Source organism: Curtobacterium sp. TXMA1 (genome assembly GCF_020162095.1).
GTDB lineage: Bacteria > Actinomycetota > Actinomycetes > Actinomycetales > Microbacteriaceae > Curtobacterium.
In genome coordinates, this window is the sequence record NZ_CP083910.1 from 2242964 (window position 1) to 2268100 (window position 25137).

General features: G+C 72.1%; 20 protein-coding genes, 1 tRNA gene and 2 pseudogenes. 11 read left to right on the forward strand and 12 right to left on the reverse strand.

Going from position 1 to position 25137, the window contains the following annotated elements:
- Positions 1 to 49: 49 nt before the first annotated feature.
- The 5 genes from LCG91_RS10565 to ptsP form a co-directional block, all read right to left on the reverse strand.
- Complete coding sequence (locus LCG91_RS10565) at positions 50 to 982, reverse strand: NADP-dependent oxidoreductase (RefSeq protein ID WP_224441352.1); 933 nt, start codon at positions 980 to 982, stop codon at positions 50 to 52.
- A gap of 263 nt (positions 983 to 1245) precedes the next feature.
- On the reverse strand, positions 1246 to 2400 hold the full coding sequence (locus LCG91_RS10570; RefSeq protein WP_224441353.1) for a mannitol-1-phosphate 5-dehydrogenase: 1155 nt from the start codon (positions 2398 to 2400) through the stop codon (positions 1246 to 1248).
- Positions 2397 to 2834 carry a PTS sugar transporter subunit IIA gene (locus LCG91_RS10575; RefSeq protein ID WP_224441354.1) on the reverse strand — a complete coding sequence of 146 codons (438 nt, stop codon included), beginning with the start codon at positions 2832 to 2834 and terminating at the stop codon, positions 2397 to 2399. Before LCG91_RS10575 ends, LCG91_RS10570 begins: the two co-directional genes overlap by 4 nt.
- 76 nt (positions 2835 to 2910) lie before the next feature.
- Positions 2911 to 4464, reverse strand: coding sequence for a PTS mannitol transporter subunit IICB (locus LCG91_RS10580; protein ID WP_058728881.1), 1554 nt, complete (start codon positions 4462 to 4464; stop codon positions 2911 to 2913).
- A 91-nt stretch (positions 4465 to 4555) separates the two neighbouring features.
- Positions 4556 to 6211: a phosphoenolpyruvate--protein phosphotransferase gene (ptsP, locus tag LCG91_RS10585; RefSeq protein WP_082687561.1), complete on the reverse strand. Its 1656-nt coding sequence runs from the start codon at positions 6209 to 6211 to the stop codon at positions 4556 to 4558.
- A gap of 261 nt (positions 6212 to 6472) precedes the next feature.
- Between ptsP and LCG91_RS10590 the strand changes: the two genes are divergently transcribed.
- The 9 genes and pseudogenes from LCG91_RS10590 (at position 6473) to LCG91_RS10630 (ending at position 16049) form a co-directional block, all read left to right on the forward strand.
- Positions 6473 to 7243 (forward strand): DeoR/GlpR family DNA-binding transcription regulator, encoded by a 771-nt coding sequence (locus LCG91_RS10590; protein ID WP_058728882.1) that lies wholly within the window; start codon positions 6473 to 6475, stop codon positions 7241 to 7243.
- 75 nt (positions 7244 to 7318) lie between these two features.
- On the forward strand, positions 7319 to 7591 hold the full coding sequence (locus LCG91_RS10595) for an HPr family phosphocarrier protein (protein ID WP_058728883.1): 273 nt from the start codon (positions 7319 to 7321) through the stop codon (positions 7589 to 7591).
- Positions 7592 to 7737: 146 nt separating this feature from the next.
- Positions 7738 to 8580, forward strand: a complete 843-nt coding sequence (locus LCG91_RS10600) for an exodeoxyribonuclease III (protein ID WP_058749729.1) — start codon at positions 7738 to 7740, stop codon at positions 8578 to 8580.
- Positions 8581 to 8615: 35 nt separating this feature from the next.
- On the forward strand, positions 8616 to 9626 hold the full coding sequence (gene trpS, locus LCG91_RS10605) for a tryptophan--tRNA ligase (protein ID WP_137767718.1): 1011 nt from the start codon (positions 8616 to 8618) through the stop codon (positions 9624 to 9626).
- 11 nt (positions 9627 to 9637) lie between these two features.
- Complete coding sequence (locus LCG91_RS10610) at positions 9638 to 10234, forward strand: GNAT family N-acetyltransferase (RefSeq protein ID WP_224441355.1); 597 nt, start codon at positions 9638 to 9640, stop codon at positions 10232 to 10234.
- Positions 10235 to 10291: 57 nt separating this feature from the next.
- Positions 10292 to 11392, forward strand: coding sequence for a bifunctional diaminohydroxyphosphoribosylaminopyrimidine deaminase/5-amino-6-(5-phosphoribosylamino)uracil reductase RibD (gene ribD / locus LCG91_RS10615; protein WP_058749728.1), 1101 nt, complete (start codon positions 10292 to 10294; stop codon positions 11390 to 11392).
- A 29-nt stretch (positions 11393 to 11421) separates the two neighbouring features.
- Positions 11422 to 12045 (forward strand): annotated as a pseudogene (gene ribA, locus LCG91_RS10620) (GTP cyclohydrolase II); the annotation flags it as partial.
- Between the two features lie 328 nt (positions 12046 to 12373).
- Positions 12374 to 13795 carry an MFS transporter gene (locus LCG91_RS10625; protein ID WP_058749723.1) on the forward strand — a complete coding sequence of 474 codons (1422 nt, stop codon included), beginning with the start codon at positions 12374 to 12376 and terminating at the stop codon, positions 13793 to 13795.
- A gap of 379 nt (positions 13796 to 14174) precedes the next feature.
- Complete coding sequence (locus tag LCG91_RS10630) at positions 14175 to 16049, forward strand: ABC transporter ATP-binding protein (protein WP_224441356.1); 1875 nt, start codon at positions 14175 to 14177, stop codon at positions 16047 to 16049.
- A gap of 135 nt (positions 16050 to 16184) precedes the next feature.
- Here LCG91_RS10630 and LCG91_RS10635 read toward each other — a convergent pair whose 3' ends face one another.
- From LCG91_RS10635 to LCG91_RS10650, 4 genes are all read right to left on the reverse strand, one after another.
- Positions 16185 to 17606: an NAD-dependent succinate-semialdehyde dehydrogenase gene (locus LCG91_RS10635; protein ID WP_224443131.1), complete on the reverse strand. Its 1422-nt coding sequence runs from the start codon at positions 17604 to 17606 to the stop codon at positions 16185 to 16187.
- A gap of 113 nt (positions 17607 to 17719) precedes the next feature.
- Positions 17720 to 18340: an isochorismatase family protein gene (locus LCG91_RS10640; RefSeq protein ID WP_224441357.1), complete on the reverse strand. Its 621-nt coding sequence runs from the start codon at positions 18338 to 18340 to the stop codon at positions 17720 to 17722.
- Between the two features lie 58 nt (positions 18341 to 18398).
- Positions 18399 to 19892 carry a D-alanyl-D-alanine carboxypeptidase/D-alanyl-D-alanine-endopeptidase gene (gene dacB / locus LCG91_RS10645; RefSeq protein ID WP_058729898.1) on the reverse strand — a complete coding sequence of 498 codons (1494 nt, stop codon included), beginning with the start codon at positions 19890 to 19892 and terminating at the stop codon, positions 18399 to 18401.
- A gap of 11 nt (positions 19893 to 19903) precedes the next feature.
- Entirely contained in the window at positions 19904 to 21007 is a 1104-nt protein-coding gene (locus tag LCG91_RS10650; protein ID WP_224441358.1) for a Gfo/Idh/MocA family protein, read from the reverse strand.
- A gap of 464 nt (positions 21008 to 21471) precedes the next feature.
- Between LCG91_RS10650 and LCG91_RS16520 the strand changes: the two are divergent.
- Together LCG91_RS16520 and LCG91_RS16525 are read left to right on the forward strand one after the other, a co-directional pair.
- Positions 21472 to 22512, forward strand: a pseudogene (locus LCG91_RS16520) (HAD family acid phosphatase); the annotation flags it as partial.
- Between the two features lie 265 nt (positions 22513 to 22777).
- On the forward strand, positions 22778 to 22837 hold the full coding sequence (locus tag LCG91_RS16525; RefSeq protein ID WP_411955840.1) for a hypothetical protein: 60 nt from the start codon (positions 22778 to 22780) through the stop codon (positions 22835 to 22837).
- 129 nt (positions 22838 to 22966) lie between these two features.
- Here LCG91_RS16525 and LCG91_RS10660 read toward each other — a convergent pair.
- The 3 genes from LCG91_RS10660 to LCG91_RS10670 all read right to left on the reverse strand — a co-directional run bounded on the left by LCG91_RS10660 (position 22967) and on the right by LCG91_RS10670 (position 25119).
- Positions 22967 to 23039, reverse strand: a tRNA-Thr gene (locus LCG91_RS10660).
- A gap of 44 nt (positions 23040 to 23083) precedes the next feature.
- Positions 23084 to 23719: a TetR/AcrR family transcriptional regulator gene (locus tag LCG91_RS10665; RefSeq protein WP_058729896.1), complete on the reverse strand. Its 636-nt coding sequence runs from the start codon at positions 23717 to 23719 to the stop codon at positions 23084 to 23086.
- Positions 23720 to 23976: 257 nt separating this feature from the next.
- Complete coding sequence (locus tag LCG91_RS10670) at positions 23977 to 25119, reverse strand: DNA polymerase III subunit delta' (protein ID WP_224441360.1); 1143 nt, start codon at positions 25117 to 25119, stop codon at positions 23977 to 23979.
- Positions 25120 to 25137 lie beyond the last annotated feature (18 nt).

Here is a 25137-nt window from a genome sequence, read left to right on the forward strand (position 1 = left end):
GGTGTCGGTCGTGCGACGTACCCCACGAGTCAACCAGAAGTGCCCCCGGTCACGGCACGAGGGCGAGCTTCCCGCCCGGGTGCTGCGACTCGAGCAGCTCCGCCGCCTCCTTCGCCTCGACCAGGGGGAACGTCCGGGCAACCGGCACCTCGAGCTCGCCTGCCGCCGCGAGGTCGACCAGCCGCTGCCGCACCGAGTCGCGGAACGCCTGGCTCTCCGGCTGGTTGCCGCCGACCGCGGGGAAGCCGTCCTGCTGCGCGCGGCCGAAGGCCGCGATCGTCACGATGCGGGAGCGGTCGGCCACGAGTGCCAACGAGACGTCGACCGCCTCGTCCGTGCCGACACAGTCCAGTGCCACGTCGATGCCGGAAGGGGCGAGGTCGCGGATGCGCGCCTCCAGGCCGTCGCCGTACGCGACCCACTCGCCACCGAAGCGACGGACGGTGTCGGCGTTGCGCTCGGAGGCGGTACCGATCACGCGGGTGCCGAGCGGGCGGAGGAGCTGCAGGACGGCGACGCCGACCGCGCCGGACGCGCCGTGCACCAGGACCGTGTCGCGTCCCTCGGCGCGGGTGACGCGGATCATGTCGGCCGCGGTCGTCCCGGCGAGCAGCAGGTTCGCGGCCTGGGGGTGGTCGAGCGACGCCGGCTTGGCGAAGACGTCGGCAGCGGGCACGGTGATGCGCTCGGCCCAGCCGCCCTCGACGCGGAAGGCGAGGACCTCGTCGCCGACCGCTCCCCCGCCGGAGGCGATCTCGGTGTCGGGGCCGATCGCGCTGATCACGCCGGAGACCTCGTAGCCGACAGGGATCGGCAGGTCGGACGCGTCCCCCTGCCGGGTGTGCTTGGTGTCGGCGGGGTTCATGCCCGCGGCGCGGACGTCGATGGTGACCTCGCCGGTGCCGGGGGCGGGCACCTCGGTGTCGACGTACTCGAGGACCTCGCTGCCGCCGAACTCGGGGGCGACCCAGTGCTTCGTCATGCGCTGGACGGTACGCCGCGGGGCTGGCCCGCACTCAGGTCCGGGTGACACCGCGCCGCGATGCCGGCGGCTCGCCGTGACGCCCCCGGATCTGCGAGACACCGCCGGATCCGACGGCGTCTCGCGGGGAGCGCGGCGCCTCGCGGGGAGCGCGGCGCCTCGCGGGGAGCGCGGCGCCTCGCGAGGAGCGCGGCGTCTCGCCGGGACGAACGGGAGGCGCGGTGCCAGCCGGCACCGCGCCTCCCGTCCGTCGTGTGGTCGCGTCAGCCGCGCGCGGACCGCACCCGGTCGGCGAACGCTGCGTGCAGCGGGTGCTCGGCCTCGAGCCCAGTGATCTCGGTCGCCACGTTGGCGTCCGAGCGGTCCGAGCGCAGCAGCTGCTGCAGCTCGACGCTCTGCTCGTCGTCGGCGACGTCGAAGCGCAGGGCAGCGCCCATCGCGTCGAGCAGCGCGGTCGGCTCGGTGCCGTCCTCGGCGAGGGCGGCGGCGGGCGAGACGAAGCGCTCGTCCCGCGACAGCTTGCGGAGCGGCTGCCGACCGACGCGGGTGACCGTGTCGGGCAGGTGCGGGTTCTCGAACCGCGCGATGATGGCCTGCACGTAGGACCGGTGCACCTCGGGGTCGAGCTCGTGCCGGCGGACCAGCAGGTCGCTCGTCTCGGCGAGCACCGACTCGAGCTCGGAGCGCACGGCCGGGATCGCGATGGCGTCCGAGATCTTGTCCGCGCCGGCGAGGAACCCGTGGTACGCGACGGTGGCGTGCCCGGTGTTCACCGTGAAGAGCTTGCGCTCGATGGATGCCGCGAGCCCGTCGACGTAGTGCGCGCCGGGGATCTCCGGCTCGGACCCGCCGAACGGGGTGCGGTCGATGGCCCACTCGAAGTAGGTCTCGACCGTGACGTCGAGACCGGCACCCTCGGGCTGGGCCGGGACGATCCGGTCGACGGCGGTGTTCGCGAAGACCGCCTTGGCCAGGGCCTCGTCGCGCGAGTCGGCGGGGAGCGCCTCGACGATGAACTCCCGCAGGCGGTCGGTCGCGTTGATCGCGTTCTCGCATGCCATCACGGCGAGCGGTGCGGCGGAGGCGTCACGCTGCTGGAGCGCCTTCGCGATCACCGGGGCGATGAACTTCAGGACCGTCGGGCCGACGGCGCAGGTGACGACGTCGGCAGCGGCGACCTCGTCGATGACGCCGGCCTCGTCCTGCGCGCTGTTCACGGCGCGGAAGCCGGTGACCTCGTGGTCCTGCGCACCCTGCCCGACCTCGTGCACGGTGTACGAGTCGGCGGCGGCGAGGGCGTCGATGAGCGGCGCGGCGACGTCGGCGAAGACGACCTCGTACCCGGCCTGGTGCAGCAGGAGTCCGACGAAGCCCCGCCCGATGTTGCCGGCGCCGAAGTGGACTGCGGTGCCGGTCACTCGTTGACCTCGCCGAGGATCGACAGGATGGCCGCGGTGTCCGGGGCGTCGGTCAGCTTCTGGACCTCGTCCTCGTCGGAGAACACGATCGCGATCTTCGAGAGGATGTCGAGGTGCTCGTTGTTGACACCGGCGATGCCGACGACGAAGCGCACGGGGTTGCCGTCCCAGTCGATCGGGGTGGCGTAGCGGATGAACGACAGCGCCGACGACCTGATGGCGTCCTTGGCGTCGTTGGTGCCGTGCGGGATGGCGAGGAAGTTCCCCATGTAGGTCGAGACGCTCTTCTCGCGCTCGAGCATCGCCGGGTAGTAGTCCGCCGTGACCGCGCCCGCAGCCTCGAGGATCTCGGCCGCCTCCTTCATCGCCTCCGACTTGGTCGGGGCGGTGTCCTCGGTGTGGATGCGGATCTGGCTCTCCTGCAGGACGGGCATCGGGGGTTCTCCTTGTTCTCGACGGACGTGGTGGAGGGGACGGGTTCGCACCCGTCCCCTCCGATACTGCACTTCGTTACTGGTTCTTGAGCTGGTCGACGACCTGGTCGTACTGCGGCGCGTTCATGAAGTTGCCGACCGACACGTGCTGCGCGTTCGGGTTCTTCTGCTTGGCGCGGTCCGTCAGCTCCTCCTGCGTGATGATCAGGTCCTCGGTGCCGTCGAGGTTCGCGATCGCCTTGTTGACGACCGTGACCCCCTCGATGCCCGCCTTCTTGACCTTGTTGCGCAGGACGCTGGCACCCATGGCGCTCGAGCCCATGCCGGCGTCGCAGGCGAACACGACGCTCTCGACGCGGGTCGCCGTCGCGGTGCCGGACCCGACGCCACCGAAGGCGGCCTCGGTCTCCTCCTCCGAGCGGGGCGTGTTGTTGCCGAGCAGGCCCGAGGTCGCGGCGTTGACGTCGCGGCCCTTGTTGGCCTGGAGCTTCGCCATCGCGGCGCTCATGTCGCCGCCGCCGTTCGCCAGGTCGCGCTTGCGGCTGGCGAGCAGGAAGAAGGACGCCACCGCGAACGAGACCGCTGCGGAGAGGACGACCGACAGGATGACGCCGACGTAGCTGTCCTTCGCCGTGGCGGTGAGGACGGCGATGATCGAACCGGGCGAGGCCGGGGCGACGAGGCCGGACTGGAACGCGACGTTGGTCGCGACACCGGTCGCACCACCGAGGATGACGGCGATGAAGAGGACCGGCTTCTGCAGCACGTACGGGAAGTAGATCTCGTGGATGCCGCCGAAGAACTGGATGAGGATCGCGCCGGGAGCGGTCGAGCGCGCGATGCCGACACCGAAGAAGGTGAAGGCGAGCAGGATGCCGAGACCGGGGCCGGGGTTCGCCTCGAGCAGGAACAGGATGCTCTTGCCGGACTCCTGGACCTGCTGCGCGCCGAGCTGGTCGAGCACGCCGTGGTTGATCGCGTTGTTGAGGAAGAAGACCTTGGCGGGCTCGATGATGACGCTGGCGAGCGGCAGGAGCGAGCTGTCGACGAGGAACTTCACCGCGGCGCCGAGGCCCTCGGCGATGAGCTTGAACAGCGGCGCGAGCCAGAAGAAGCCGATGAGCGCGAGCACGAAGCCGAGGATGCCGGCCGCGTAGTTGTTGACGAGCATCTCGAAGCCGGGCTTGATCTTGCCGTCCCAGATCTTGTCGATCTGCTTGATGAGCCACGCGCCGAGCGGGCCGCAGATCATCGCGCCGAGGATCATGATCGTGCCGTTGGCGCCGATGATGACGCCCATCGCCATGATCGAGCCGACGACGGCGCCGCGGGTCTCGTAGATCATCCGGCCGCCCTGGAAGGCGATCGCGAGCGGGATGAGGTAGGTCAGGATCGGGCTGACGAGACCGATGTTGGCCACGCCGTTCGTCTCACCGAAGCCGCCGAGGACGCCGACGGGCGTCCAACCGGTCTCGATGAAGAACGCGGTGATGAGGCCCCACGCGATGAAGATCGCGATGTTCGGCATCACCATGCCGGAGAGGAACGTGCCGAACTTCTGGACGGCGACGCGTGCGCCGCCCCGCGACTTCGCGGGGGCGTCGGGCGCTGCAACGGACGACGTTGTCATGTGCCTGGCTTTCTGTGAGGGTGCTGCTGCGGTGTGAAGGGGTGCTGGGTACTGCGGTGGTGCGGGTGCTGCGTGGGGTGGAGCGGTCGGGTCAGACGGCGTGCGCGGCGGCCGCGGCGGACTTGGCCGCCGCCGCGGTGCTCGCGGCGAGGGCCGCCTTCGCCATCTCGCGGGCCTGCTCGAGCGTGTGCTTGCCGAGCTCGGCGCGCACGTCGGCCAGGGCCGCGGGGGTCATGGACAGGGTGGTGGCGCCGAGGCCGACGAGCACGACGGCGAGCAGCGGGTCGGCCGCGGCCTCGCCGCAGATGCCCACGGCCTTGCCCGCGTCGGCACCGGCGGCACCGAGCTGTGCGACGAGGCGCAGGACGGCGGGGTGCCATGGGTCCTGGTAGGACGCGACGGTGCCGAGCATGCGGTCGGCGGCCATCGTGTACTGGGTCAGGTCGTTGGTGCCGATGGACACGAAGTCCGCGTTGGCGAAGACCTGCTCGGCCATGAGCGCGAGCGAGGGGACCTCGGCCATGACGCCGGCGGTGCGGATGCCGAGCTCGCGGGCGAGGTCGACGAAGTACTCGGTCTCCTCGGCGTCGGCGACCATCGGGGCCATCACCCAGAGGTCGGCCTCGGTCGCGGCGTCGGCCTGGGCCAGGGCGGTGAGCTGGTCGCGGAGGACCTCCTCGTGGTTCCGCAGCGCACGCAGACCGCGGCGACCGAGCGCCGGGTTCTCCTCGTCCTTGTCGGTGAGGAACGGCAGCGGCTTGTCGGCGCCGGCGTCGAGGGCACGCACGACGACCTTCTTGCCGGGGAACGCCTCGAGCAGCTGGCGGTACGACTCGGTCTGCTGCTCGACGGTCGGCGCCTTCGGCGAGTCGAGGAAGAGGAACTCGGTGCGGAAGAGCCCCACGCCCTCCGCACCGAGAGCAACGGCGCCCGCGGCGTCGGCGGGGCTGCCGAGGTTCGCGAGCAGCGGGACGGTGTGCCCGTCGGCGAGCGCACCGGCGGTGAGCGGTGCGGCAGCGGCGGCCAGGCGGTCCGCGATGCGCTGGTCCACCTCGGCCACGAGCTCGGCCGAGGGGTCGGTGACGACGGTGCCGGCCGCGGCGTCGACGACGACGTGCGTGCCGTCGGCGAGACCGTCTGCGCCGGTGACACCGACGATCGCGGTGATGCCCTTGGCGCGGGCGAGGATCGCGGTGTGCGAGGTCGGGCCGCCGTCGCGGGTGACGAGGGCGAGCACCTTGTCGAGGTCGAGCAGTGCGGTGTCGGCCGGTGCGAGGTCACGGGCGACGAGGACGAAGGGGGTGTCCGACTCGGGGACGCCCGGGGCGGGCACACCGCGGAGCTTCGCGATGATGCGCTGCGCGACGTCGTCGAGGTCCGCCGCGCGCTCCCCCATGTAGCCGCCCATCCCGACGAGGAGGTCGCGGAACTGGCCGAACGCCTCGAACACCGCGCGCTCGGCGTTGGTGCCGCCGTCGATGCGGGCGTGCACGTCGTCGAGGAGCGTCGGGTCCTGCGCCATCAGCGCCTGCGCCTCGAGCACGGCCTGGGCGTCGCCACCGGCGAGCTGACCGCGCTTGGTGAGGTCCTCGGCCACCGCGGCGAGCGCCTCGGCGACGGCGTGCTTCGCGTCGTCCGGAGTACCGGTCAGCGCGTCCTTCGACGGCTCCCCGAGCGGGTCCGCCATGCGGAGCACGGGACCGTGGGCGACGCCGCGGCCGACGCCGGTGCCGAGCAGTTCGGACATTCGAGACTCCTTCATCTCCACGCGCTCACGGTGGGGGTGGTTCGTTCGGTGCGCAGCGGCACGAACGGACCACGCCCGTGCGGCTTGGCAGCACACTACCGCGATCCGCGTTGACAAACAAACACATCCGGGGATAAAAATGCAGAAACAGATGCCCGTTTGCGTCTGGTGGACGAAGCGAACCGGACACACACGGCGCCGATCTGCCCGAGCATGCCCGTTCTGTTCCGAGCAGGCCGATCGACCGAGACGACGAGGTCCATGTACGCACCAGAGCGCCACCAGCGCATCGTCGAACGCGCCCGGTCGCAGGGGCGCGTGGACGTCAAGGACCTCGCCGAGCTGCTCGAGGTCACCCCGGAGACCATCCGCCGCGACCTGACGAGCCTCGAGCGACGCGGGCTCGTCCGACGCGCACACGGCGGTGCGATCCCCGTCGAGCGGATCACCCTGCACCCGGGGGTCGGCGACCGCGGCGGGATCAACCAGGCCGAGAAGATGGTGATCGCCGAGGCTGCCCTCGCCGAGCTCCCGGAGAACGGCTCGGTGATGATCGACGCCGGCACCTCGACGATCTGTCTGGCCGAGATGCTCCCCACCGACCGCGGGCTCACCGTCGTCACGCACTCGCTGCCCGTGGCGATGGCGGTCGCGAACCGGTCCGGCATCGACCTGCACCTGCTCGGCGGCAACATCCGCAGCGACTCCCTCGCCGGCGTCGGCACGTGGACGCACCAGCTCATCGGCATGGTGAGCGTCGACGTCGCCTTCATCAGCATCAACGGCATCACGCCCGAGCGCGGGCTGACGACGCACAACATGGCCGAGGCCGCCGTGAAGAGCGCCATGATCAAGTCGGCCCGCCGGAGCATCCTGCTCGCCGACCACACGAAGTTCGGCCGCGAGGAGTTCGGCCGCGTCGCCCCCCTCGCCGCGATCGACACGATCATCACCGACCCCGGCGTGAACGCCGACCTCGTGCGCGAGGTCGAGGCCGCCGGCACCGAGGTCCTCTGGCCCGGTCGAGACTGACCGGCGCCGGTCCCCGGGACCGCCCACCAGGCGCTCGCTAGCATGAGCGCACCACCCGTCGACAGGAGTCCATCGATGTCCGAAGCCACCCGCACCGTCACCGTCGCCAGCGCGTCCGGCCTGCACGCCCGCCCCGCGTCCCTCTTCGTCCAGACCGTGACCGCGTCCGGCCACCAGGTGACGATCGCCAAGGGCGACAAGTCCGGCAACGCGGGCAGCATCCTCGCGCTCCTCGGCCTGGGCATCGAGAACGGCGACGAGGTCACCCTCACGGTGACCGGTGACGACGCCGAGACGACGGCGGACAGCCTGGTCGAGTTCCTGCAGACGGACCACGACGCGTCCTGATCGCGCCGGTCGCGCACGCGACCACCAGACGGACGGGAGGCACGGTGCCAGCTGGCATTGTGCCTCCCGTCCGTCTGTGCGTGCGTGCGCGGTCACGGTCACGGGGTGCGCCGGAGCCGTCGGCGCGCGTCGGTAGGGTGGTCGGCATGACACGCCTGCGCCTCGCATCCGTCAACGTGAACGGCGTCCGCGCCGCGTTCCGGAAGGGCATGGGCGACTGGCTCGCCACGCGCGACGTCGACGTGCTCGCCCTGCAGGAGGTCCGTGCCTCGAGCGACGACCTGGCCGGGCTGCTCGGCGACGAGTGGGACATCGTGCACGACCCCGCCACGGCGAAGGGCCGCGCGGGCGTCGCGATCGCCTCGCGGCACCGCGCGCACATCCACCGCGTCGAGCTCGGCCCGACCGACTTCGACTCCGCCGGCCGCTGGATCGAGGCCGACTACGAGCTCGACGGCACGACCGTCACGGTGGTGTCCTGCTACGTCCACTCGGGCGAGGTCGACACCCCGAAGCAGGACGAGAAGTGGAAGTTCCTCGACGCGATGAGCGAGCGGCTCCCCGCCCTGCGCGCGCACAACCCGCTGGCGGTCGTGGTCGGCGACCTCAACGTCGGGCACGACCAGCGCGACATCAAGAACTGGAAGGGCAACGTGAAGCGCGCGGGCTTCCTGCCGCGTGAACGTGCCTACTTCTCACGGTTCTTCGGGGCCGAGGGCGAGCAGGTCGAGGGTGCCGACGGGTCGACCGGGCCGGGCCTCGGCTGGGTGGACGTGGGCCGCGAGCAGGCCGGCGACGTCGACGGCCCGTACACGTGGTGGTCGTGGCGCGGGCAGGCCTTCGACAACGACTCGGGCTGGCGCATCGACTACCAGGTGGCGACCCCCGACCTCGCGGCCAAGGTCTCGAGCTACACGGTCGACCGTGCTGCGGCGTACGACCAGCGATGGTCCGACCACGCCCCCGTGGTCGTCGACTACGAACTCTGACCTCCTCCCCCTCCACGCAGTACAGGAACACCTCCATGACCAAGACGCGCATCTTCTCGGGCATCCAGCCGTCGGCCGGGTCCCTCCACCTGGGCAACTACGTCGGGGCGCTCATGCAGTGGCGCGACCTGCAGGACGACCACGACGCGATCTACTGCGTCGTCGACATGCACGCGATCACGTCCCCACAGGACCCGACGGAGCTCCGTGCGAGCACCCGGGCGACCGCGGCGCAGTACATCGCCTCGGGCATCGACCCGACGAAGTCGACCCTCTTCGTGCAGTCGCACGTACCGGCGCACGCCGAGCTCGCCTGGGTGCTCAACACCCTGACCGGCTTCGGAGAGGCGAGCCGGATGACCCAGTTCAAGGACAAGTCGGCGCGGCAGGGCACCGAGGCCGCGTCGGTCGGGCTCTTCACCTACCCGATCCTGATGGCGGCGGACATCCTGCTCTACGACACCGCGGTCGTGCCGGTCGGCGACGACCAGCGCCAGCACGTCGAGCTGACGCGTGACCTGGCCACCCGGTTCAATTCCCGCTTCGGCGACACCTTCGTGGTGCCGAAGGCGCAGATCGGTACCGAGACGGCACGGATCTACGACCTGCAGGACCCGACGAGCAAGATGAGCAAGTCCGCCGCGTCGGACAACGGCCTCATCCGCCTGCTCGACGACCCGAAGCGCACCGCGAAGAAGATCCGGTCGGCCGTCACCGACACCGAGCGCGAGATCCGGGCGGACCGCCAGGAGAAGCCCGGCGTGACGAACCTGCTCGCGATCCTGTCGGCGTTCACCCGGACCCCGGTGGCGTCGCTCGAGGAGCAGTTCGTCGGCAAGGGCTACGGCGACCTCAAGGGTGCCGTGGCGGACGCCGTCGTCGCCGAGCTGGAGCCCGTGCGCGCCCGGACGCTCGAACTGCTCGACGACCCGGCCGAGCTCGACCGACTGCTCGCGGTCGGTGCCGAGCGGGCCGAGTCCATCGCGCAGGCGACCCTCGCCCGGGTGTACGACCGCATCGGCTTCGTGCCCCGCTCGCGCGGCTGACGATGCTCCCCGTGACGCTGTCGTCGGACCGGGTGCACCTCACGGTGCCGACCCGGTCCGACACGGCGGCCATCACGCAGGGCTGCCAGGACCCTGCCGTGGTCCGGTGGACCACCGTCCCGACGCCGTACACCGACCGGGACGCGCAGACCTTCGTCGACGCGCTGGTCGGTCCGGGTTGGGCGTCCGACCGCGAGTACACGTGGGGCATCCGCCGTCCGGGGTCGACCTGGCTCGACGGCGTGGTGTCCTTCCGCACCGAGCACCGCGACCTCGGATTCTGGCTCGCGCCGACGGCGCGCGGCCAGGGACTGATGCACGCCGCGGTCGAGCTCGTCGTCGACTGGGCGTTCTCCCAGGGCGCCGCGGACGTGTACTGGGAGTGCTACGAGGGGAACACCGGCTCGGCGTCCGTCGCCCGTGCCAGCCGGTTCTCCTTCACCGGCACCGGAACGGCCCGGATCCCCGACCGGGACGGCGGGCCCACGCGCGCCTGGACCGGACTCCGTCGCGCCGACGGCCTCCCCGCGTCGGACCTGGCCTGGCCCGCGGCCTCGTTCGCTGCCAGGGGACAAGAAGGTGACGCGTCACCGACTCCTCGTCGGTAGTGTCGGAGCGTGACCACCACACCCGACCAGCACGCCCGCCCGGAGGAGCTCCGGGCCATGCGCCGCGCCCTCGAGCTCGCGGCGCTCGGGCCGGCCGTCGGCGACCACGCCCGCGTCGGCGCGGTGCTGCTCTCCCCCGCCGGTGACGTCCTCGCCGAGGGCTGGCACAAGGGTGCCGGCACCCCGCACGCCGAGGTCGACGCGATGGCGAAGGTCCCCGTGGAACAGCTGCGGGGCGCCACCGCCGTCGTGACGCTCGAGCCGTGCAACCACGTCGGTCGCACCGGGCCCTGCGCGCTCGCGCTGATCGAGGCCGGTGTCGGCCGGGTCGTGTACGCGATCGACGACCCGGGTGAGCAGGCGAGCGGCGGAGGGGAGCGCCTCCGCGCAGCCGGTGTCGACGTCGTCAGCGGTGTCCTCGCCGACGAGGCCGAGGCGTTCCTCGAGCGCTGGCTCCTGTCCGTCCGCGCAGGCCGCCCGTGGGTGACCGTGAAGTGGGCCTCCAGCCTCGACGGGCGCGCAGCCGCGGCCGACGGGACGAGCAAGTGGATCACCGGCGCCGCAGCCCGCCAGCACGTGCACGAGCAGCGAGCCGCCCACGACGCGATCCTGGTCGGCACCGGGACGGTGCTCGCCGACGACCCGAGCCTGACCGCGCGAGGCGACGCCGGTGAACTGCTCGCCGACCAACCGCTCCCCGTCGTCGTCGGTGACCGTCCCGTCCCGGACGACGCCGCGGTCCGACGACACCCGCGCGGGCTGCTGACCCTGCCGGGACACGACCTCGCCGCCTCGCTGCACACCCTGCGCGACCACGGCGTGCACTCCGTCCTCGTCGAGGGCGGCCCCACCGTCGCCTCGGCGCTCGTCGCCGCCGGCCTCGTCGACGAGGTGCTCGTGTACCTCGCGCCCGTGCTGCTCGGCGGCCCGCGCACCGCGATCGGCGACGTCGGCGTGGGAAGCATCGGCGACCGCCGACAGTTGGACATCACATCGACCACCACCCTCGGCCCCGACCTGCTGGTCCGCGCTCGACCCCATCGCGTCCGGACCGGCAGCGTCCGTCCCGACGACGCGGCGACGACGACCGCGACCACGCCGACCGTGACCGCAGCAGGCACCGCCGACCAGGCACAGAACGACCGGAGCACCCCATGACCGACGCACTCACCTCCCCCACCCCGGGCAGCCCGGTGCAGTTCGAGGTCGCGACCACCGTCCCGACCACCCACGGCACCTTCGAGATGCGCGCCTACCGCGACCTGGTCACGAGCGCCGAGCACGTCGCGATCATCGCCACGCTGCCCGACGGCTCGGCGCCCGGCGACGACGCCCTGGTGCGGGTGCACTCCGAGTGCCTGACCGGCGAGGCGTTCGGTTCGCTCAAGTGCGAGTGCGGGCCGCAGCTCGACGCCGCGCTCGACACCATCGCCGCCGAGGGCGGGGTCGTCGTCTACCTGCGCGGGCAGGAGGGCCGTGGCATCGGGCTGATCAACAAGCTCAAGGCCTACCGCCTGCAGGAGGACGGGCTCGACACGCTCGACGCCAACCTGGCGCTCGGGCTGCCGGCGGACTCGCGCGAGTACGGCGGGGCGGCGGGGATCCTCGCCGACCTCGGCATCTCCCGCGTGCGCCTGCTGTCGAACAACCCCGAGAAGCGTCGGCAGCTCGAGGAGCACGGCATCACGGTGTCGTCGCTCGTGCCGCTCGTGGTCGGGGTCGTCGCGCAGAACGCCGGCTACCTCGACACCAAGCGCGACCGCATGGGGCACCAGCTGCCCGCGCACCTCGAGGCCGGCGCCGCCAGCTGACGGCGGCGACCAGCGGCCGGCGGCGACCAGCGGGCGGCGGCGACCAGCGGCCGGCGGCGACCAGCGGCCGGCGGCCGGCGGCGACCAGCCGACTGACGGCGGCGACCAGCCGACGAACGCTCCGCGGCGCGCGGACGCGGCCACGGGCCTCCCGGCCGATTTCCAGCTGGGCGACGGTTGTCGTAAGGTGAGGGTTCCGTCACGAGCGGTCCACCACCCACCGAACGCACCCGGTCCGAGCCCGCGCCACCAAGCGCGACCGATCGGTGTCCGCAGCTTCGGCACACCGCCGCGTTCCCCGTGAACGCTCCCCTCGGAGTCCCCGTACATGACCGCCGCCCCGGCACCCGCCGCCACGACCGACACGAAGTCCACCGGCAACCCGCGCTCCCGCGTGATCATCGCCAGCCTCGTCGGCACCTCGATCGAGTTCTACGACTTCTACGTCTACGCGACCGCTGCCGTCCTCGTCTTCCCCACGCTGTTCTTCCCGAACGAGGACCCGACCGCCTCGCAGCTGTCGTCCTTCGTCACGTTCGCTCTCGCGTTCTTCGCCCGTCCGGTCGGATCGATCGTCTTCGGTCACTTCGGTGACCGCGTCGGTCGCAAAGCCACCCTCGTCGCCTCGCTGCTCGTGATGGGGACGGCGACCTTCCTGATCGGCTGCCTGCCGACGTTCGCGTCGATCGGCATCTGGGCGCCGGTCCTGCTCGCCGTGATGCGGTTCGCCCAGGGCGTCGGCCTCGGCGGCGAGTGGTCCGGCGCGGCGCTGCTCGCGACGGAGAACGCCCCGAAGGGCAAGCGCGGCGTGTTCGGGTCGATGCCGCAGCTCGGCGCCCCGATCGGCTTCCTGCTCGCGAACGGCCTGTTCATCGCGATCAACGCCGCGATGCCCGCCGGGGCCGACGGCACCCCGAACGCCGACTTCCAGGCGTGGGGCTGGCGCATCCCGTTCCTGCTCTCCGCCGTGCTCGTGATCGTCGGGCTCTACGTGCGGTTCAAGCTCGTCGAGTCCACGGTGTTCCGCGGCGTGCAGGAGTCCGGCTCGGTCGCCAAGGTGCCGCTCGGTCGGGTGTTCCGCACCTCGTGGAAGGCGCTGATCATCGGCACCTTCGGCATGGTCGCCACCTACGTGCTCTTCTACTTCATGACGACGTTCACGCTGTCCTACGGAACCACCGCCGCCGAGGCCGGCCCGCTCGTGCCGAAGGTCGGACTCGGTTACAGCCGTGGCGAGTTCCTCACGTTGCTCATGATCGGCGTGGTGTTCTTCGGCATCTTCACGCCGGTCGCCGGGTGGCTGGCGGACAAGTACGGCCGTCGTCGCACGCTCATCCCCACCACGATCGGCATCGCCCTGTTCGGGCTGACCTTCCAGTTCTGGTTCGCGGCGTCGACCGGGCCGATCACCGTCGTCACCTTCCTCATCGTGGGGCTGTCGCTCATGGGCCTGACGTTCGGCCCGATGGGGGCGCTGCTGCCGGAGCTCTTCCCGACGAACGTCCGCTACACCGGCTCTGCGATCGCGTACAACGTGGCGTCGATCCTCGGGGCGTCGCTCGCGCCGACGATCGCCCTGGCGCTGTGGCAGCCGGACGGCACGATCGTCTGGGTCGGGCTCTACCTGACGCTCGCCGCCGTCGTGACCGTCGTCGCGCTGTTCTTCGTGCGCGAGACGAAGGGTGCCGGGCTCGACGAGGCCGATGCGGCCGGCTCGCCCGACGCGGCGCCGGCGGACGTGCGGGCGTGACCCGCGCGCGCTGACGCGGCCACCCCACGGAACGGGAGGCGCGGTGCCGGACCGGCACCGCGCCTCCCGTCCGTCGTTCATGCGGCCGCGCGTGCTGTCGACGCGTCGGCGACGTTGCACCCGTCGATCGACGCGTGCCGTGTCGCACGGTGCGCACACATCGTCTGCAGGCGCATCGTCCGACATCGCACCCGTCGATCGACACGTGCGATGTCGGACTCGGCGCACGCGGGCCGCTCCGCACGGCCGCCGCCCACGCCAGCCGCCGCCCGCCCCGCACGCGCGCCCCCGCCCCACGCGCACGCCGCTCCCACGCGACGGTGCGAAGATGGACGACGGCCGCCAGCACACCCAGCACGGGCGGCAGGAACCAGGAACGATGAGCCTCTTCTCCGCACGCCGCAAGCCGTCCGAGGGTCCCCGCGCGAGCTTCGGTCGCCTGCTGACCTACCTGTTCGAGAACAAGCCCGCGATGGCCGTGATCATCGTGCTGAGCGTCCTCGGAGCCGGCGCCTCGCTCGCGCAGCCGCTGCTCGTGAACCAGGTCGTCACCGCGGTGCAGCGGGGCCAGACCCTGTCGCTGCTGGTGTGGGCACTCGTGGCGCTCGTCATCGTGTCCGGACTGCTGAACGGCATCCAGCACTTCCTGCTCCAGCGCGCCGGCGAGGGCGTGGTGCTCTCCACCCGTCGCAAGCTCATCGCCCGGATCCTCAACCTGCCGATCTCCGAGTTCGACACCCGCCGCACCGGCGACCTGGTGTCCCGCGTCGGCAGCGACACCACGCTCCTGCGCGCCGTGCTCACCCAGGGACTGATCGAGTCGATCGGCGGCGCGCTCACCTTCGTCGGCGCGATCATCGCCATGGCCGTCATCGACCCGCTGCTGCTCGGCATCACCGTCGTCATCGTGCTCGTCGCGATCGTCGTCGTCGGCGGGCTCAGCCGCCGCATCCGCATCGCGTCGAAGCGCGCACAGGAGAAGGTCGGCGACCTCACCGCCGCGGTCGAGCGAGGCATCGGTGCCGTGCGGACGATCCGCGCCGCCGGGGCCACCGACCGCGAGGTCGCCGAGGTCGACGGCCACGCCACCGAGGCCTACCGCCGCGGCCTCGACATCGCGAAGATGTCGGCGTTCGTCGTCCCCGTCGCGAGCATCGTCATGCAGGTCGCGTTCATCGCCGTGCTCGGCGTCGGCGGGGCGCAGGTCGCCGCCGGGCAGATCACCATCGCCACGCTCATCACCTTCATCCTGCTGCTGTTCATGATGGTCATGCCGCTCGGTCAGGCACTCGGCGCCGCCGTCGCCGTCGCGCAGGCGCTCGGCGCCCTCGGCCGCATCGAGGAGATCCTGCACCTGCCGACCGAGGACCAGGACGACGGCGCCGTCCGGGTCGCAGCGGCGACCGAGACGGACGACGCGATCGCGTTCGAGCACGTGACGTTCCGGTACGAGCGAGCCGCGGACGCGTCCGGCGCGGACGGTGCGGAAGGTGCGTCGGCTCCGGCCGATCCGTCGGCACCGCCTGCCCGGTCTGGAGGCGCGGTGGACGCCGACGACGCGGCTCCGGCCGATGACGTGGTGCTGCACGACGTGTCGTTCCGGGTGCCGCGCGGCTCGCGGGTCGCGCTGGTCGGCCCCTCCGGTGCCGGCAAGTCCACCACGCTGGCGCTCATCGAGCGCTTCTACGACCCGACGTCGGGCGTGATCCGACTCGGCGGCGTCGACGTGCGCGGGCTCGACCGTGCCGAGCTCCGCGCGCAGATCGGGTACGTCGAGCAGGACGCCCCCGTGCTGGCCGGCACCATCCGGGCGAACCTGCTGCTCGGCTCCCCCGACGCCTCCGAGGCGGAGTGCGTCCGGGTGCTCGAAGCCGTCAACCTGGGCGACGTGCTGCACCGCGACCCCCGGGGCCTCGACGCCCAGGTGGGCGAGGACGGCGTCATGCTCTCCGGGGGCGAGCGGCAGCGGCTCGCGATCGCCCGCGCGCTGCTCGCCGCTCCCCCGATCCTGCTGCTCGACGAGTCGACCTCGTCGCTCGACGGGGTGAACGAGCAGAAGATGCGCCTGGCGATCGACGCCGTCGCGGCCGACCGGACCCTGCTCGTCATCGCCCACCGACTGTCGACCGTCGTCGACTCGGACGTCATCGTCGTGCTCGAGCACGGCCGTGTCGTCGGCACGGGGACGCACTCCGAGCTCGTGCAGTCCACCCCGCTCTACCGCGACCTGGCGAAGCACCAGCTGCTGGTCTGAACCGGGCCCGGCCGTCCCGGCTCGCTCGCTCGGACCGCGGAACGCATCGTCGGCGACTCCTCGCAGGGCTGGAGCACTGCGAGGAGCCGCCGACGATGCGTCGTGCGCATGGCAGAGGGCGGAAGGGGCCGCGGGTCAGGCGGCGAATGGGTCCGGGGTCAGGACGTAGACCGACTCCAGGTACTCCTCGAGGCCCTCGTGGGAGCCCTCGCGGCCGAGCCCCGACGACTTCACGCCGCCGAACGGGAACGCCGCGTTCGACACGACGCCGGTGTTCAGGCCGAGCATGCCGGTCTCCAGGCGCTCGGCGAGCCGCTGGCCCCGGCGGAAGTCGGTCGTGAAGGCGTAGGCGACGAGCCCGTACTCGGTGTCGTTCGCCAGGCGGATGCCCTCCTCCTCGGTGGTGAAGCGCGTGATCGACACGACCGGGCCGAAGATCTCCGTGGTGAGGATGTCCGACCCCGGCTGGACCTGGTCGAGCACCGTCGGCGCGTAGAAGGTTCCCGGTCGGTCGACCCGCTCCCCACCCGTCACCAGACGCGCACCGCGCTGCACGGCGTCGTCGACGAGCCCGGCGGCCTTGTCGACGGCACGGTCGTCGATGAGCGGGCCGATGGTCGTCCCGTCCTCGGTGCCGCGGCCGATGCGCAGTTCCTCGACCTTCGCGCTGAGCGCTGCGGTGAAGTCGTCCGCGATGCCCTCCTGCACGAAGAAGCGGTTCGCCGCGGTGCAGGCCTCGCCGACGTTGCGGAACTTGGCCTGCATCGCGGCGGCGACGGCCTCGTCGAGGTCGGCGTCGTCGAACACGAGCAGCGGTGCGTTCCCGCCGAGCTCCATGCTCGTCTTGAGGACGTTGTCGGCCGCCTGCTTGAGCAGCGCCGAGCCGACGGGCGTCGACCCCGTGAAGGTGAGCTTCCGGAGTCGGCGGTCAGCGATGATCGGCTCGGAGAGCGCCTTCGCGTCGCGCGAGGGCACCACGTTGAGCACGCCGTCCGGCAGCCCGGCGCGGCGGAACAGCTCGACCAGGAAGAGCGTCGTGAGCGGGGTCAGGTCAGCCGGCTTGAGCACCACGGTGCAGCCCGCCGCGAGCGCTGGGCCGATCTTGCGGGTCGCCATCGCGAGCGGGAAGTTCCACGGCGTGATCGCGTAGACCGGACCGACGGGGCGGCGGAGCACGATGCCCCGGCCGGTGCCCTCCGGGTTGGTGCGGTAGTCGCCGGAGATGCGGACGGCCTCCTCCGAGAACCACCGCAGGAACTCGCTGCCGTACGCGACCTCGCCGCGGGACTCGGCGAGGGGCTTGCCCATCTCGAGCGTCATCAGGGCCGCGAGGTCGTCCTCGTGCTCGTGCGCCAGGTCGAACGCGCGGCGCAGGATGTCCGAGCGGGTCCGTGGGGCCGTCGACGCCCAGCCCTCCTGCGCGGCCACGGCGACGTCGAGTGCCGCGATGCCGTCCTCGGGCGTGGCGTCGGCGACCTCGGCGAGGACCTCGCCGGTGCTCGGGTCGCGGACCGGGAAGGTCGCACCGCCGCTCGCGGGACGCCAGGCACCGGCGATGAAGAGGCCGGTGGGGACGTCGGCGACGGAGACGTGCTCGTCGGCGACGGTCGAGGTCGGGCCGGTCGAGGACGTGCCGGTCGTGGTCGAGCCGGTGGTCGTGGGGGTGGTGGTCACAGTACTGCTCCTCCGGGGTTCGCGAGCCCCTCGTCCATGTCGCTGCGGTCGACGTGCCCGCCGACCGCTCTGATCTCGTCCAGGGCACGTGCGCTGCGGTCCGGGTCGACGCCCGCGACGAGGTCCTCGTACACGGCGACGTCGTACCCGGCGGCCCGTGCGTCGAGCGCCGTGGCGCGCACGCAGTGGTCGGTGGCGATCCCGACGACGTCGACCGTCGTCACCCGGCGCTCCGCGAGCAGGTCGGGCAGCGCGGTGCCGTCGTCGGTGCTCGCCTGGAACGCCGAGTAGTCAGGGCGCCCCCGACCCTTGAACACGTGCACGTCGATCACGCTCGTGTCGAGGTCCGGGTGGTACTCCGCGCCCGGGGTACCGCCGACGCAGTGCACCGGCCACGTGTCCACGAAGTCGGGCCCCTCGGGTCCGGCGAAGTGGCCGCCGTTGTCGTCGTCGCCGTGGTGCCAGTCGCGGGAGCCGACGATCAGGTCGTACTCGTCCCCGTGCCGCCCGGTGAAGGCGCTGATCCGCTCGGCGAGGGCCGCGCCCCCCGTCACACCGAGCGCACCGCCCTCCGTGAAGTCGTTCTGGACGTCGACGACGAGCAGTGCCCTGGCCATGGGTCCATCCTGCACCCGGCGGCTCCGCACGGAGTGAGGGACGGCGGGCCGCAGGCGGTCAGGACGAGGTGAGGTTCCCGCCGCACCGGTAGGTCGCTGCGGTCACGGCGTCGAGCGCCGGCAGTGCCGCCGCACGCGACGACCCGATCGCGTAGAACGCGAAGGTCAGTCGTGTACCGTCCGCCGCGTCGATGTACCCGCCGAGCGTGTTCGCGCTGTCGATCCAACCGGTCTTCGCGTGCACCTTGCCACGGGCGACCGCGTTGTCCCCGGTGAACCGGCTGGACAGGGTTCCGGAGACGCCGGCGACCGGCAGGGACTGGGACAGGACACCGAGGCCCTTCTCCCCCGCGGCGACCGCGACCATCAGGTGGGCGACGAACGACGGCGACACGGCGTTCGAGGCGCTCTCCCCCGAGCCGTCCTTGATCGTGATGCCCGCAGGGTCGAGGCCGTACCCGGCGAGGGCCTTCTGGTAGACACCCGTCAGCGACGCCGCCGACCCGCCCGCGCCGGACTCCTCCGACGAGACACGGGCGAGCATCTCGGCCAGGGTGTTGTCGGAGTTCGGGATCATCTGCCCGATCAGCGTGGACACCGGCTGCGAGGAGACCGAGGCGATCTGGTCCGTGCTCGTGGTCGCACGCTCCACCACCTGCGCGCTCCCGGCGCCCACGACGCCCGCGTTCGCGAGTGCCGTGCGGAACGCCGCGCCGGCCCGACCGACCGGATCGGTCGAGCGGGGCGAGGTCGCCGCCGCCGGGTTCGCCCGGTCACCGTCGACCATGAGCGCGGTGACCCGTGGCTGGTACCCGATCGTGCGCTCGCTCTCCGGCCAGGTCGGGTCCCACGCGTCGGCGTCGGACCAGTAGCTGTCGTCCGCGACGATTGTCGTCACCGGGGCGTCGCCGAGGGCCGCCTTCACCTGCTGTGCGAGCTGCGCGAGGGTCGGTGCGCCCGGGTACACCGTGCCGTTGCCGGCCGAGAGCGTCGCATCACCGTGCCCGACGAGCGCGATGGTGCCGTCGCCTTCCCGTGTCACCGTGGTGGGGATGCGGTGGTCACCGCCGAGGACCGCGAGCGCCGTGGCGCTCGTCAGCGTCTTCATCACACTGCCGGTCTGCGCCGCCGTGTCCCCGTTCCGCGAGAACAGCGTCTCACCCGTCGCGGCGTTCATCACGAAGCCCTCGAACGAGCCGAGCCCGGCGGCCGAGGCCGCCGCGTCGATGGTGCAGGTGCGCAGGGCCGACGGCCCCGCGGGTGCGTCGGGCACGGCCCGCGCATCGGCGGTCGGCGTCGCGCTCGGCGTCGCGGAGGCTCGCGGCGTCCCCGACGACGCGGTGGACGCCGACGACGGGGTCACTGCGGACCGGCGGTCGGGCATGGTCGCCGCGGCGACCGCGACCGAGGCGCCGGAACCGAGCAGGAGCACACCGACGAGGCCGCCGGCGATCCACGGGACCGGTCGCCGTGCGACCGAGCGGCGCAGGGCGGCGACCGCACCGCGGAGGCGTGTCGGGACGGACTTCGACGAGGGCTGCTGGTCGGACATCGCGACCGATCCTACGGAACCGCGGGAGGAGCCTCCAGGCCGGATCCGCGATCAGTGTGACCGCTCGCCGGGGTCGGTCTGCGGCCTGGGTCGGTCTGCCGCCGGGGTCGGTCTGCCGCGGGGGTGTCCGACTCCGCCGTGTCGGCCGCGTAGCGGACGCCGATCTGGCGACGGGCCTCGTCCATCACCGCCATGATCGCGACCGTCTCCTCGGGGTCCATCACCCCGCCCTCGTGGGTGCCGGACGTGACCATCGCCTCGAACGCACGGGCCTCGTGCGCGTACCCGGTGAGTTCCTCGCGCGAGTCGTACTCCTCGACCACGGTGCCGTCGCGGTCGCGGAGCCGCCAGGTCGTCGGCGTGTACCAGGTGTCGTCGAGGTCGATGCGACCGTCCTCGCCGATGACCGAGGCCGTGTTCGGGCTCCGCAGGTCGAGGCCGAAGTGGAGCACCGACTGCGCGCCGCCGTCGTGCGTGAGCACCACACCCATCTGCGTGTCGACGCCCTGGTCGCTCAGCGTCCCAGCTGCCGTGACCGCGGTCGGGACGCCGAGCACGTCCACGGCGAACGAGATCGGGTAGACGCCGAGGTCGAGGATCGCGCCGCCGCCGAGCGCCGGGTCGTTCAGCCGGTGGTGCGGGTCGGTCGGCAGGGCCTGGTGGTGGGTGGCCTCGACCAGGCGCGGCCTGCCGATGCGTCCCTCGGCGACGAGTTCACGGATCATCCGCATCTGCGGCAGGAACCGGGTCCACATCGCTTCGGACACCGCCACGTCGGCGCGTCGGGCTGCGTCGACCACGCGGCGGGCCTCGGCGGCGGTGATCGTGAAGGCCTTCTCGACCAGGACGTGCTTGCCCGCGGCGATCGCGAGCAGCGCGTCCTCCGCGTGCCGGGAGTGGGGCGTCGCGACGTACACCGCGTCGACGTCGGGATCGGCGACGAGTTCCGCGTAGGAACCGTACGCGCGGGCGATGCCGTGCTCGGTGGCGAACTCCTCGGCGGACTCGCGGGTCCGGCTGCCGACCGCGACGAAGTCGATGCCGGCGGCGGTGCAGTCCGCCACGAACGAGTGGGCGATGCCGCCCGTACCGATGACTCCCCAGCGAACCGTCATGAGCCCTGTCTACCAGCGGGCCGCCGTGCGGCCCGTCCACCAGCGCGCCGCCGTTCGACGGAGCGGCGACCACCTGTACGGACCCACATGGACCGCTCGGCTGACCGACAGCTAGCGTGCTGCTGTCCCCCGATCGGGGGCATCTCCGAGCCGAAGGTCACCAGGTCTCCATGCGCCGATCCCTCCGCACCGCCGTCGCCACGAGCGCGGCACTCCTCGTCGTCTCCGCCGTCCTCACCGCCGCGCCGGCCGATGCACACGGCTGGGCACCACCCGCCCACGGCCCCGACTCGTCACTCACGCCGAGGACGCACTTCACCATGGCGGCGGACGGCTCCTCCGGCGCCATGGAGGGCGGCGAGGGCATCCCGAACATCGACTCGGTCAAGAAGACCGTCGCGACCTACTACGGCGACCCGGGCACCGGCCTCGCGAACCGCACCGACTCCCCCTACATCCGGGAGATGCGGTCGATCGTCGACCGCGAGACGCGCCAGCTGCAGGGCGTCCGCGACCGGGCGGTCCGGCACGGGCAGCGGCCGGCGATCGTCCTCGACGCCGACGACACGACGCTCTGGACCTACGACATGGAGGTCGCGGACATGCACTTCGTCTTCGACCCCGCACGCCAGGACGAGTGGGTGCAGGACCAGCGGTTCCCGGCGACCCCGTCCATGGTCGGCTTCGTGGACCGCGCGCAGGCGCTGGGCTTCACCGTCTTCGGGCTGACCGGCCGCACCGACGACCAGAAGACCGCGACCGTGCAGAACCTGGCGAAGGTCGGGTACACCGCCTTCTCCGAGGACCGCTTCTTCACGAAGTGGACCGGCACCGGCGCATCGCAGCAGCCGTCGTACATCACCTGCGCGGCCGCGAAGTGCACGACCGTCGAGTACAAGGCGCTCACCCGGAAGCACATCGAGCAGGACCTCGGTTACGACATCGCGCTGAACGTCGGCGACCAGTGGAGCGACCTGCAGGGCGGGTACGCCGACCGGACGCTGAAGCTGCCGAACCCCACCTACTCCCTTCCCTCCGCGGACCTGCCCGGGGTCCACGAACCGCGCCTCACCCCGCGGACGCACTTCACGATGGCTGCCGACGGCTCCTCCGGCGCCACCCAGGGCGGCGAGGGCATCCCGAACGTCGACTCGGTCAAGAAGACCATCGCGACCTACTACGGCGACCCCGGGACCGGCCTCGCCGACCGCACCGACTCCCCCTACGTCCGGGAGACCGCGCAGCTCGTCGCGCGTCAGGCGCCGGCGATCGCCCGACAGTGCGCCGTCGCCCGGAGCCAGCACCGCAACCCGGCGATCGTCCTGGACGCCGACGACACGACGCTCTGGACCTACGACATGGAGGTCGCCGCCATGCACTTCGTGTTCGACCCGGCCCTGCAGGACGAATGGGTCCGGGACCAGCGCTTCCCCGCGACGCCGGGCATGCCAACGCTGGTCGCCGCCGCACAGCAGGCGGGCTGCACCGTCATCGGCGTGACCGGTCGGAACGAGGCGCAGCAGGACGCCACCATCGCGAACCTGCACGCGGTCGGCTACCCGCAGTTCGCCGCGACGACCGGCGGGAACCGGACCTACTACACGAAGTGGACCGGGACCGGCACCTCGCAGCAGCCGTCCTACGTCACGTGCGCCGCCGCGAAGTGCACGACGATCGAGTACAAGGCGCAGACCCGGGCGCACATCGAGTCCGCTGCCGGGGGGTGGGTACGACGTCGTCGCGAACCTCGGCGACCAGTACAGCGACCTGATCGGCGGTTCGGCGGACCGGAGCGTCAAGCTCCCCAACCCGACGTACTACCTGCCCTGAGGCGACGACGTCGTCCCGGGCCGCACTCGTGACGGGGGCGCGCTCCTGACGGGTGCGCGCTCGTGACGGGGCGGTCCGGAACGACGGAACCCCCGGTCGGACAATGTCCGACCGGGGGTTCCGGTGTCGAGCCGCCTGTCGGAATCGAACCGACGACCTATTCATTACGAGTGAATCGCTCTGCCGACTGAGCTAAGGCGGCGGACGCTCCGTTCCCGGAGCGGCACGAGCAATGACTATACAGGTTCAGACGAGCGAACGCGAAACGAGCGCACCGAGCTCGTCGAACGATCGCTGCAGCTCCTCGGACAACTCCGTCTCGGAGGCGCTGTCGGACCACTCCCACCAGGCGTGTCGGAGCGCAGCGAGTGCCGTCACCGAGGCGAGTCGGGCCCGCCGCCGCAGCGCGTCAGGGTCGGCCGCGAGGTCCGGCTCGGTGGCCGTGAGCCGGACCGTCACGGCCTCCTCGATCTCGGCCTGGAACTCCTTCATCGACGCCATCCGCCGCGTGAACAACTCGGGCGCGGCGCGGAGCACCCGCTGCCGCTCCGCGAGCAGTCCGCGTTCCTCGACCAGCTCGCTCGTCGTGTGCACGAGCAGGGTGCCGAGGTCGGCGAGCAGTTCGCCGGTCGGGCCCCCGGCACGGAAGGTGTCGAGCGCCGGGCCCGTCGGCAGGGTCGGGTCGTCGCCGAGGAGGGCCTGCTCCTTGCTCGGGAAGTAGTTGAAGAACGTGCGCGGGGACACGTCGGCACGGCGGGCGACCTCGTCGACCGTGACGGCTGACCAGCCGGAGTCGAGTGCGATCCGCAGGGCGGCCTGCTGGATCGCGAGTCGGGTGGCGCGGCGCTTGCGCTCACGCAGTCCGGGTGCTGCTTCGGGCATGTCGCGATCTTCTCACGGTCGCCGGGGCATCCGGCTGCAGGGTTGCGCAGGGTCCGGTGGACGGCCGCTGACCCGGCCTGGAGGCGCGGAGCACGTCCGACCCGCCGGCTCGGCGACCGCCGGGCTGGTCTCCGCGCACTGGCTCGCCCCTGCCGGTACCGGGCTGGTCCCCGCACCGGCTCGGTGACTCCGGGCTGGCCCCCGTGGGTGGGCTCCGGGCTGGCGCCCGCGGGTCGGCTCCCGCCTGCCGACTCGCGCTAGCGGGTCGCGCGGGCGATCGTCACGAGCAGTGCCTCGAGCGCGAGCAGCGCCGCGACGTTCGCCGCGATCCGCTCGCGTGCCAGGGCGATCGCGTCGAGGACCTCGAGCGCCGACGCCGGCGGCACGACCTCGAGCGCACGGTCCAGCTGGTCGCGCATCGCCAGGTTCACCGGCTCGGCGGGAGCGCCGAGGCCGAGCAGCAGGAGGTCACGGTACAGCGACGAGACGTCGACGAGGATCCGGTCGAGGCCGTCGCGGAGGCTCCGGGTCGCCCGGCGCTTTTGGTCCTCCTCGAGGGCACGCAGCTGCGACCGCAGCGCCGGCGGGACCGTCCCGCCCGGCTCCACCCCGAGGGACCGCAGCGCGGCGTCGCGTTCCTCGCCGTCACGCTGCTGGGTGATCGCCTTGGCGTCCTCGTCCGCGACCGCCAGCAGTCCGGCCGCGGCCATGACGGCGTCACCGACCGAGCGCACGCCGAGCACGGTCTCGAGGGTGCGACGTCGACGAGCACGGGCGTCCTCGCTCGTCGCCAGCCGCTGTGCCATGCCGATGTGGCTCTGTGCCTGCCGTGCAGCATCGGTGGCGAGGGCTCGGTCGACCCCGGTGCGGGCGACGATGAGCTCGGCGACGGCGGCGACGTCGGGCACCCGCAGCCGCACCGAACGGACGCGGGACCGGATCGTCGGCAGCAGGTCCGCCTCGCTCGGAGCGCACAGGATCCACACCGTCCGCTCCGGCGGCTCCTCGAGCGCCTTGAGCAGCAGGTTCGAGGTGCGCTCCGTCATGCGGTCCGCGTCCTCGATGATGACGACGCGGTACCGCCCGACCGACGGCGAGTAGTACGACGACGTCACCAGCTGACGGATCTCGTCGATCGTGATGATGACGCGCTGGGTGGTGAGCACCGACACGTCCGGGTGGGTGCGGGCGGTGATCTGCTGCAGGGCGTGGTCGTCGTCCGTGCCCGCGCCGACCAGGGCAGCGGCGAAGGCAGCGGCGACGTTCGAACGGCCGGACCCGGGCGGGCCGGTGATGAGCCACGAGTGCGTCATCCCGCCGGTGCCGTCGGGTGCCTCGGCCGCACTGCGCAGGGCCGCGACCGCGTCGTCCTGTCCGGTCAGGCCGTCCCACACGCTCACGCGGTCATCCTGCCAGCA

What these genes read in the sequence shown, in the direction of transcription:
- ribD (WP_058749728.1), top strand. Translation starts at nt 10,292, where the DNA reads ATGCGCCGCGCCCTCGAGCTCGCGGCGCTCGGGCCGGCCGTCGGCGAC.
- LCG91_RS10600 (WP_058749729.1), top strand. Translation starts at nt 7,738, where the DNA reads ATGACACGCCTGCGCCTCGCATCCGTCAACGTGAACGGCGTCCGCGCC.
- LCG91_RS10565 (WP_224441352.1), bottom strand. Translation starts at nt 982, where the DNA reads ATGACGAAGCACTGGGTCGCCCCCGAGTTCGGCGGCAGCGAGGTCCTC.
- LCG91_RS10650 (WP_224441358.1), bottom strand. Translation starts at nt 21,007, where the DNA reads ATGACGGTTCGCTGGGGAGTCATCGGTACGGGCGGCATCGCCCACTCG.
- dacB (WP_058729898.1), bottom strand. Translation starts at nt 19,892, where the DNA reads ATGTCCGACCAGCAGCCCTCGTCGAAGTCCGTCCCGACACGCCTCCGC.
- LCG91_RS10595 (WP_058728883.1), top strand. Translation starts at nt 7,319, where the DNA reads ATGTCCGAAGCCACCCGCACCGTCACCGTCGCCAGCGCGTCCGGCCTG.
- LCG91_RS10640 (WP_224441357.1), bottom strand. Translation starts at nt 18,340, where the DNA reads ATGGCCAGGGCACTGCTCGTCGTCGACGTCCAGAACGACTTCACGGAG.
- LCG91_RS10590 (WP_058728882.1), top strand. Translation starts at nt 6,473, where the DNA reads ATGTACGCACCAGAGCGCCACCAGCGCATCGTCGAACGCGCCCGGTCG.
- ptsP (WP_082687561.1), bottom strand. Translation starts at nt 6,211, where the DNA reads ATGTCCGAACTGCTCGGCACCGGCGTCGGCCGCGGCGTCGCCCACGGT.
- trpS (WP_137767718.1), top strand. Translation starts at nt 8,616, where the DNA reads ATGACCAAGACGCGCATCTTCTCGGGCATCCAGCCGTCGGCCGGGTCC.
- LCG91_RS10575 (WP_224441354.1), bottom strand. Translation starts at nt 2,834, where the DNA reads ATGCCCGTCCTGCAGGAGAGCCAGATCCGCATCCACACCGAGGACACC.
- LCG91_RS10580 (WP_058728881.1), bottom strand. Translation starts at nt 4,464, where the DNA reads ATGACAACGTCGTCCGTTGCAGCGCCCGACGCCCCCGCGAAGTCGCGG.
- LCG91_RS10665 (WP_058729896.1), bottom strand. Translation starts at nt 23,719, where the DNA reads ATGCCCGAAGCAGCACCCGGACTGCGTGAGCGCAAGCGCCGCGCCACC.
- LCG91_RS10625 (WP_058749723.1), top strand. Translation starts at nt 12,374, where the DNA reads ATGACCGCCGCCCCGGCACCCGCCGCCACGACCGACACGAAGTCCACC.
- LCG91_RS10630 (WP_224441356.1), top strand. Translation starts at nt 14,175, where the DNA reads ATGAGCCTCTTCTCCGCACGCCGCAAGCCGTCCGAGGGTCCCCGCGCG.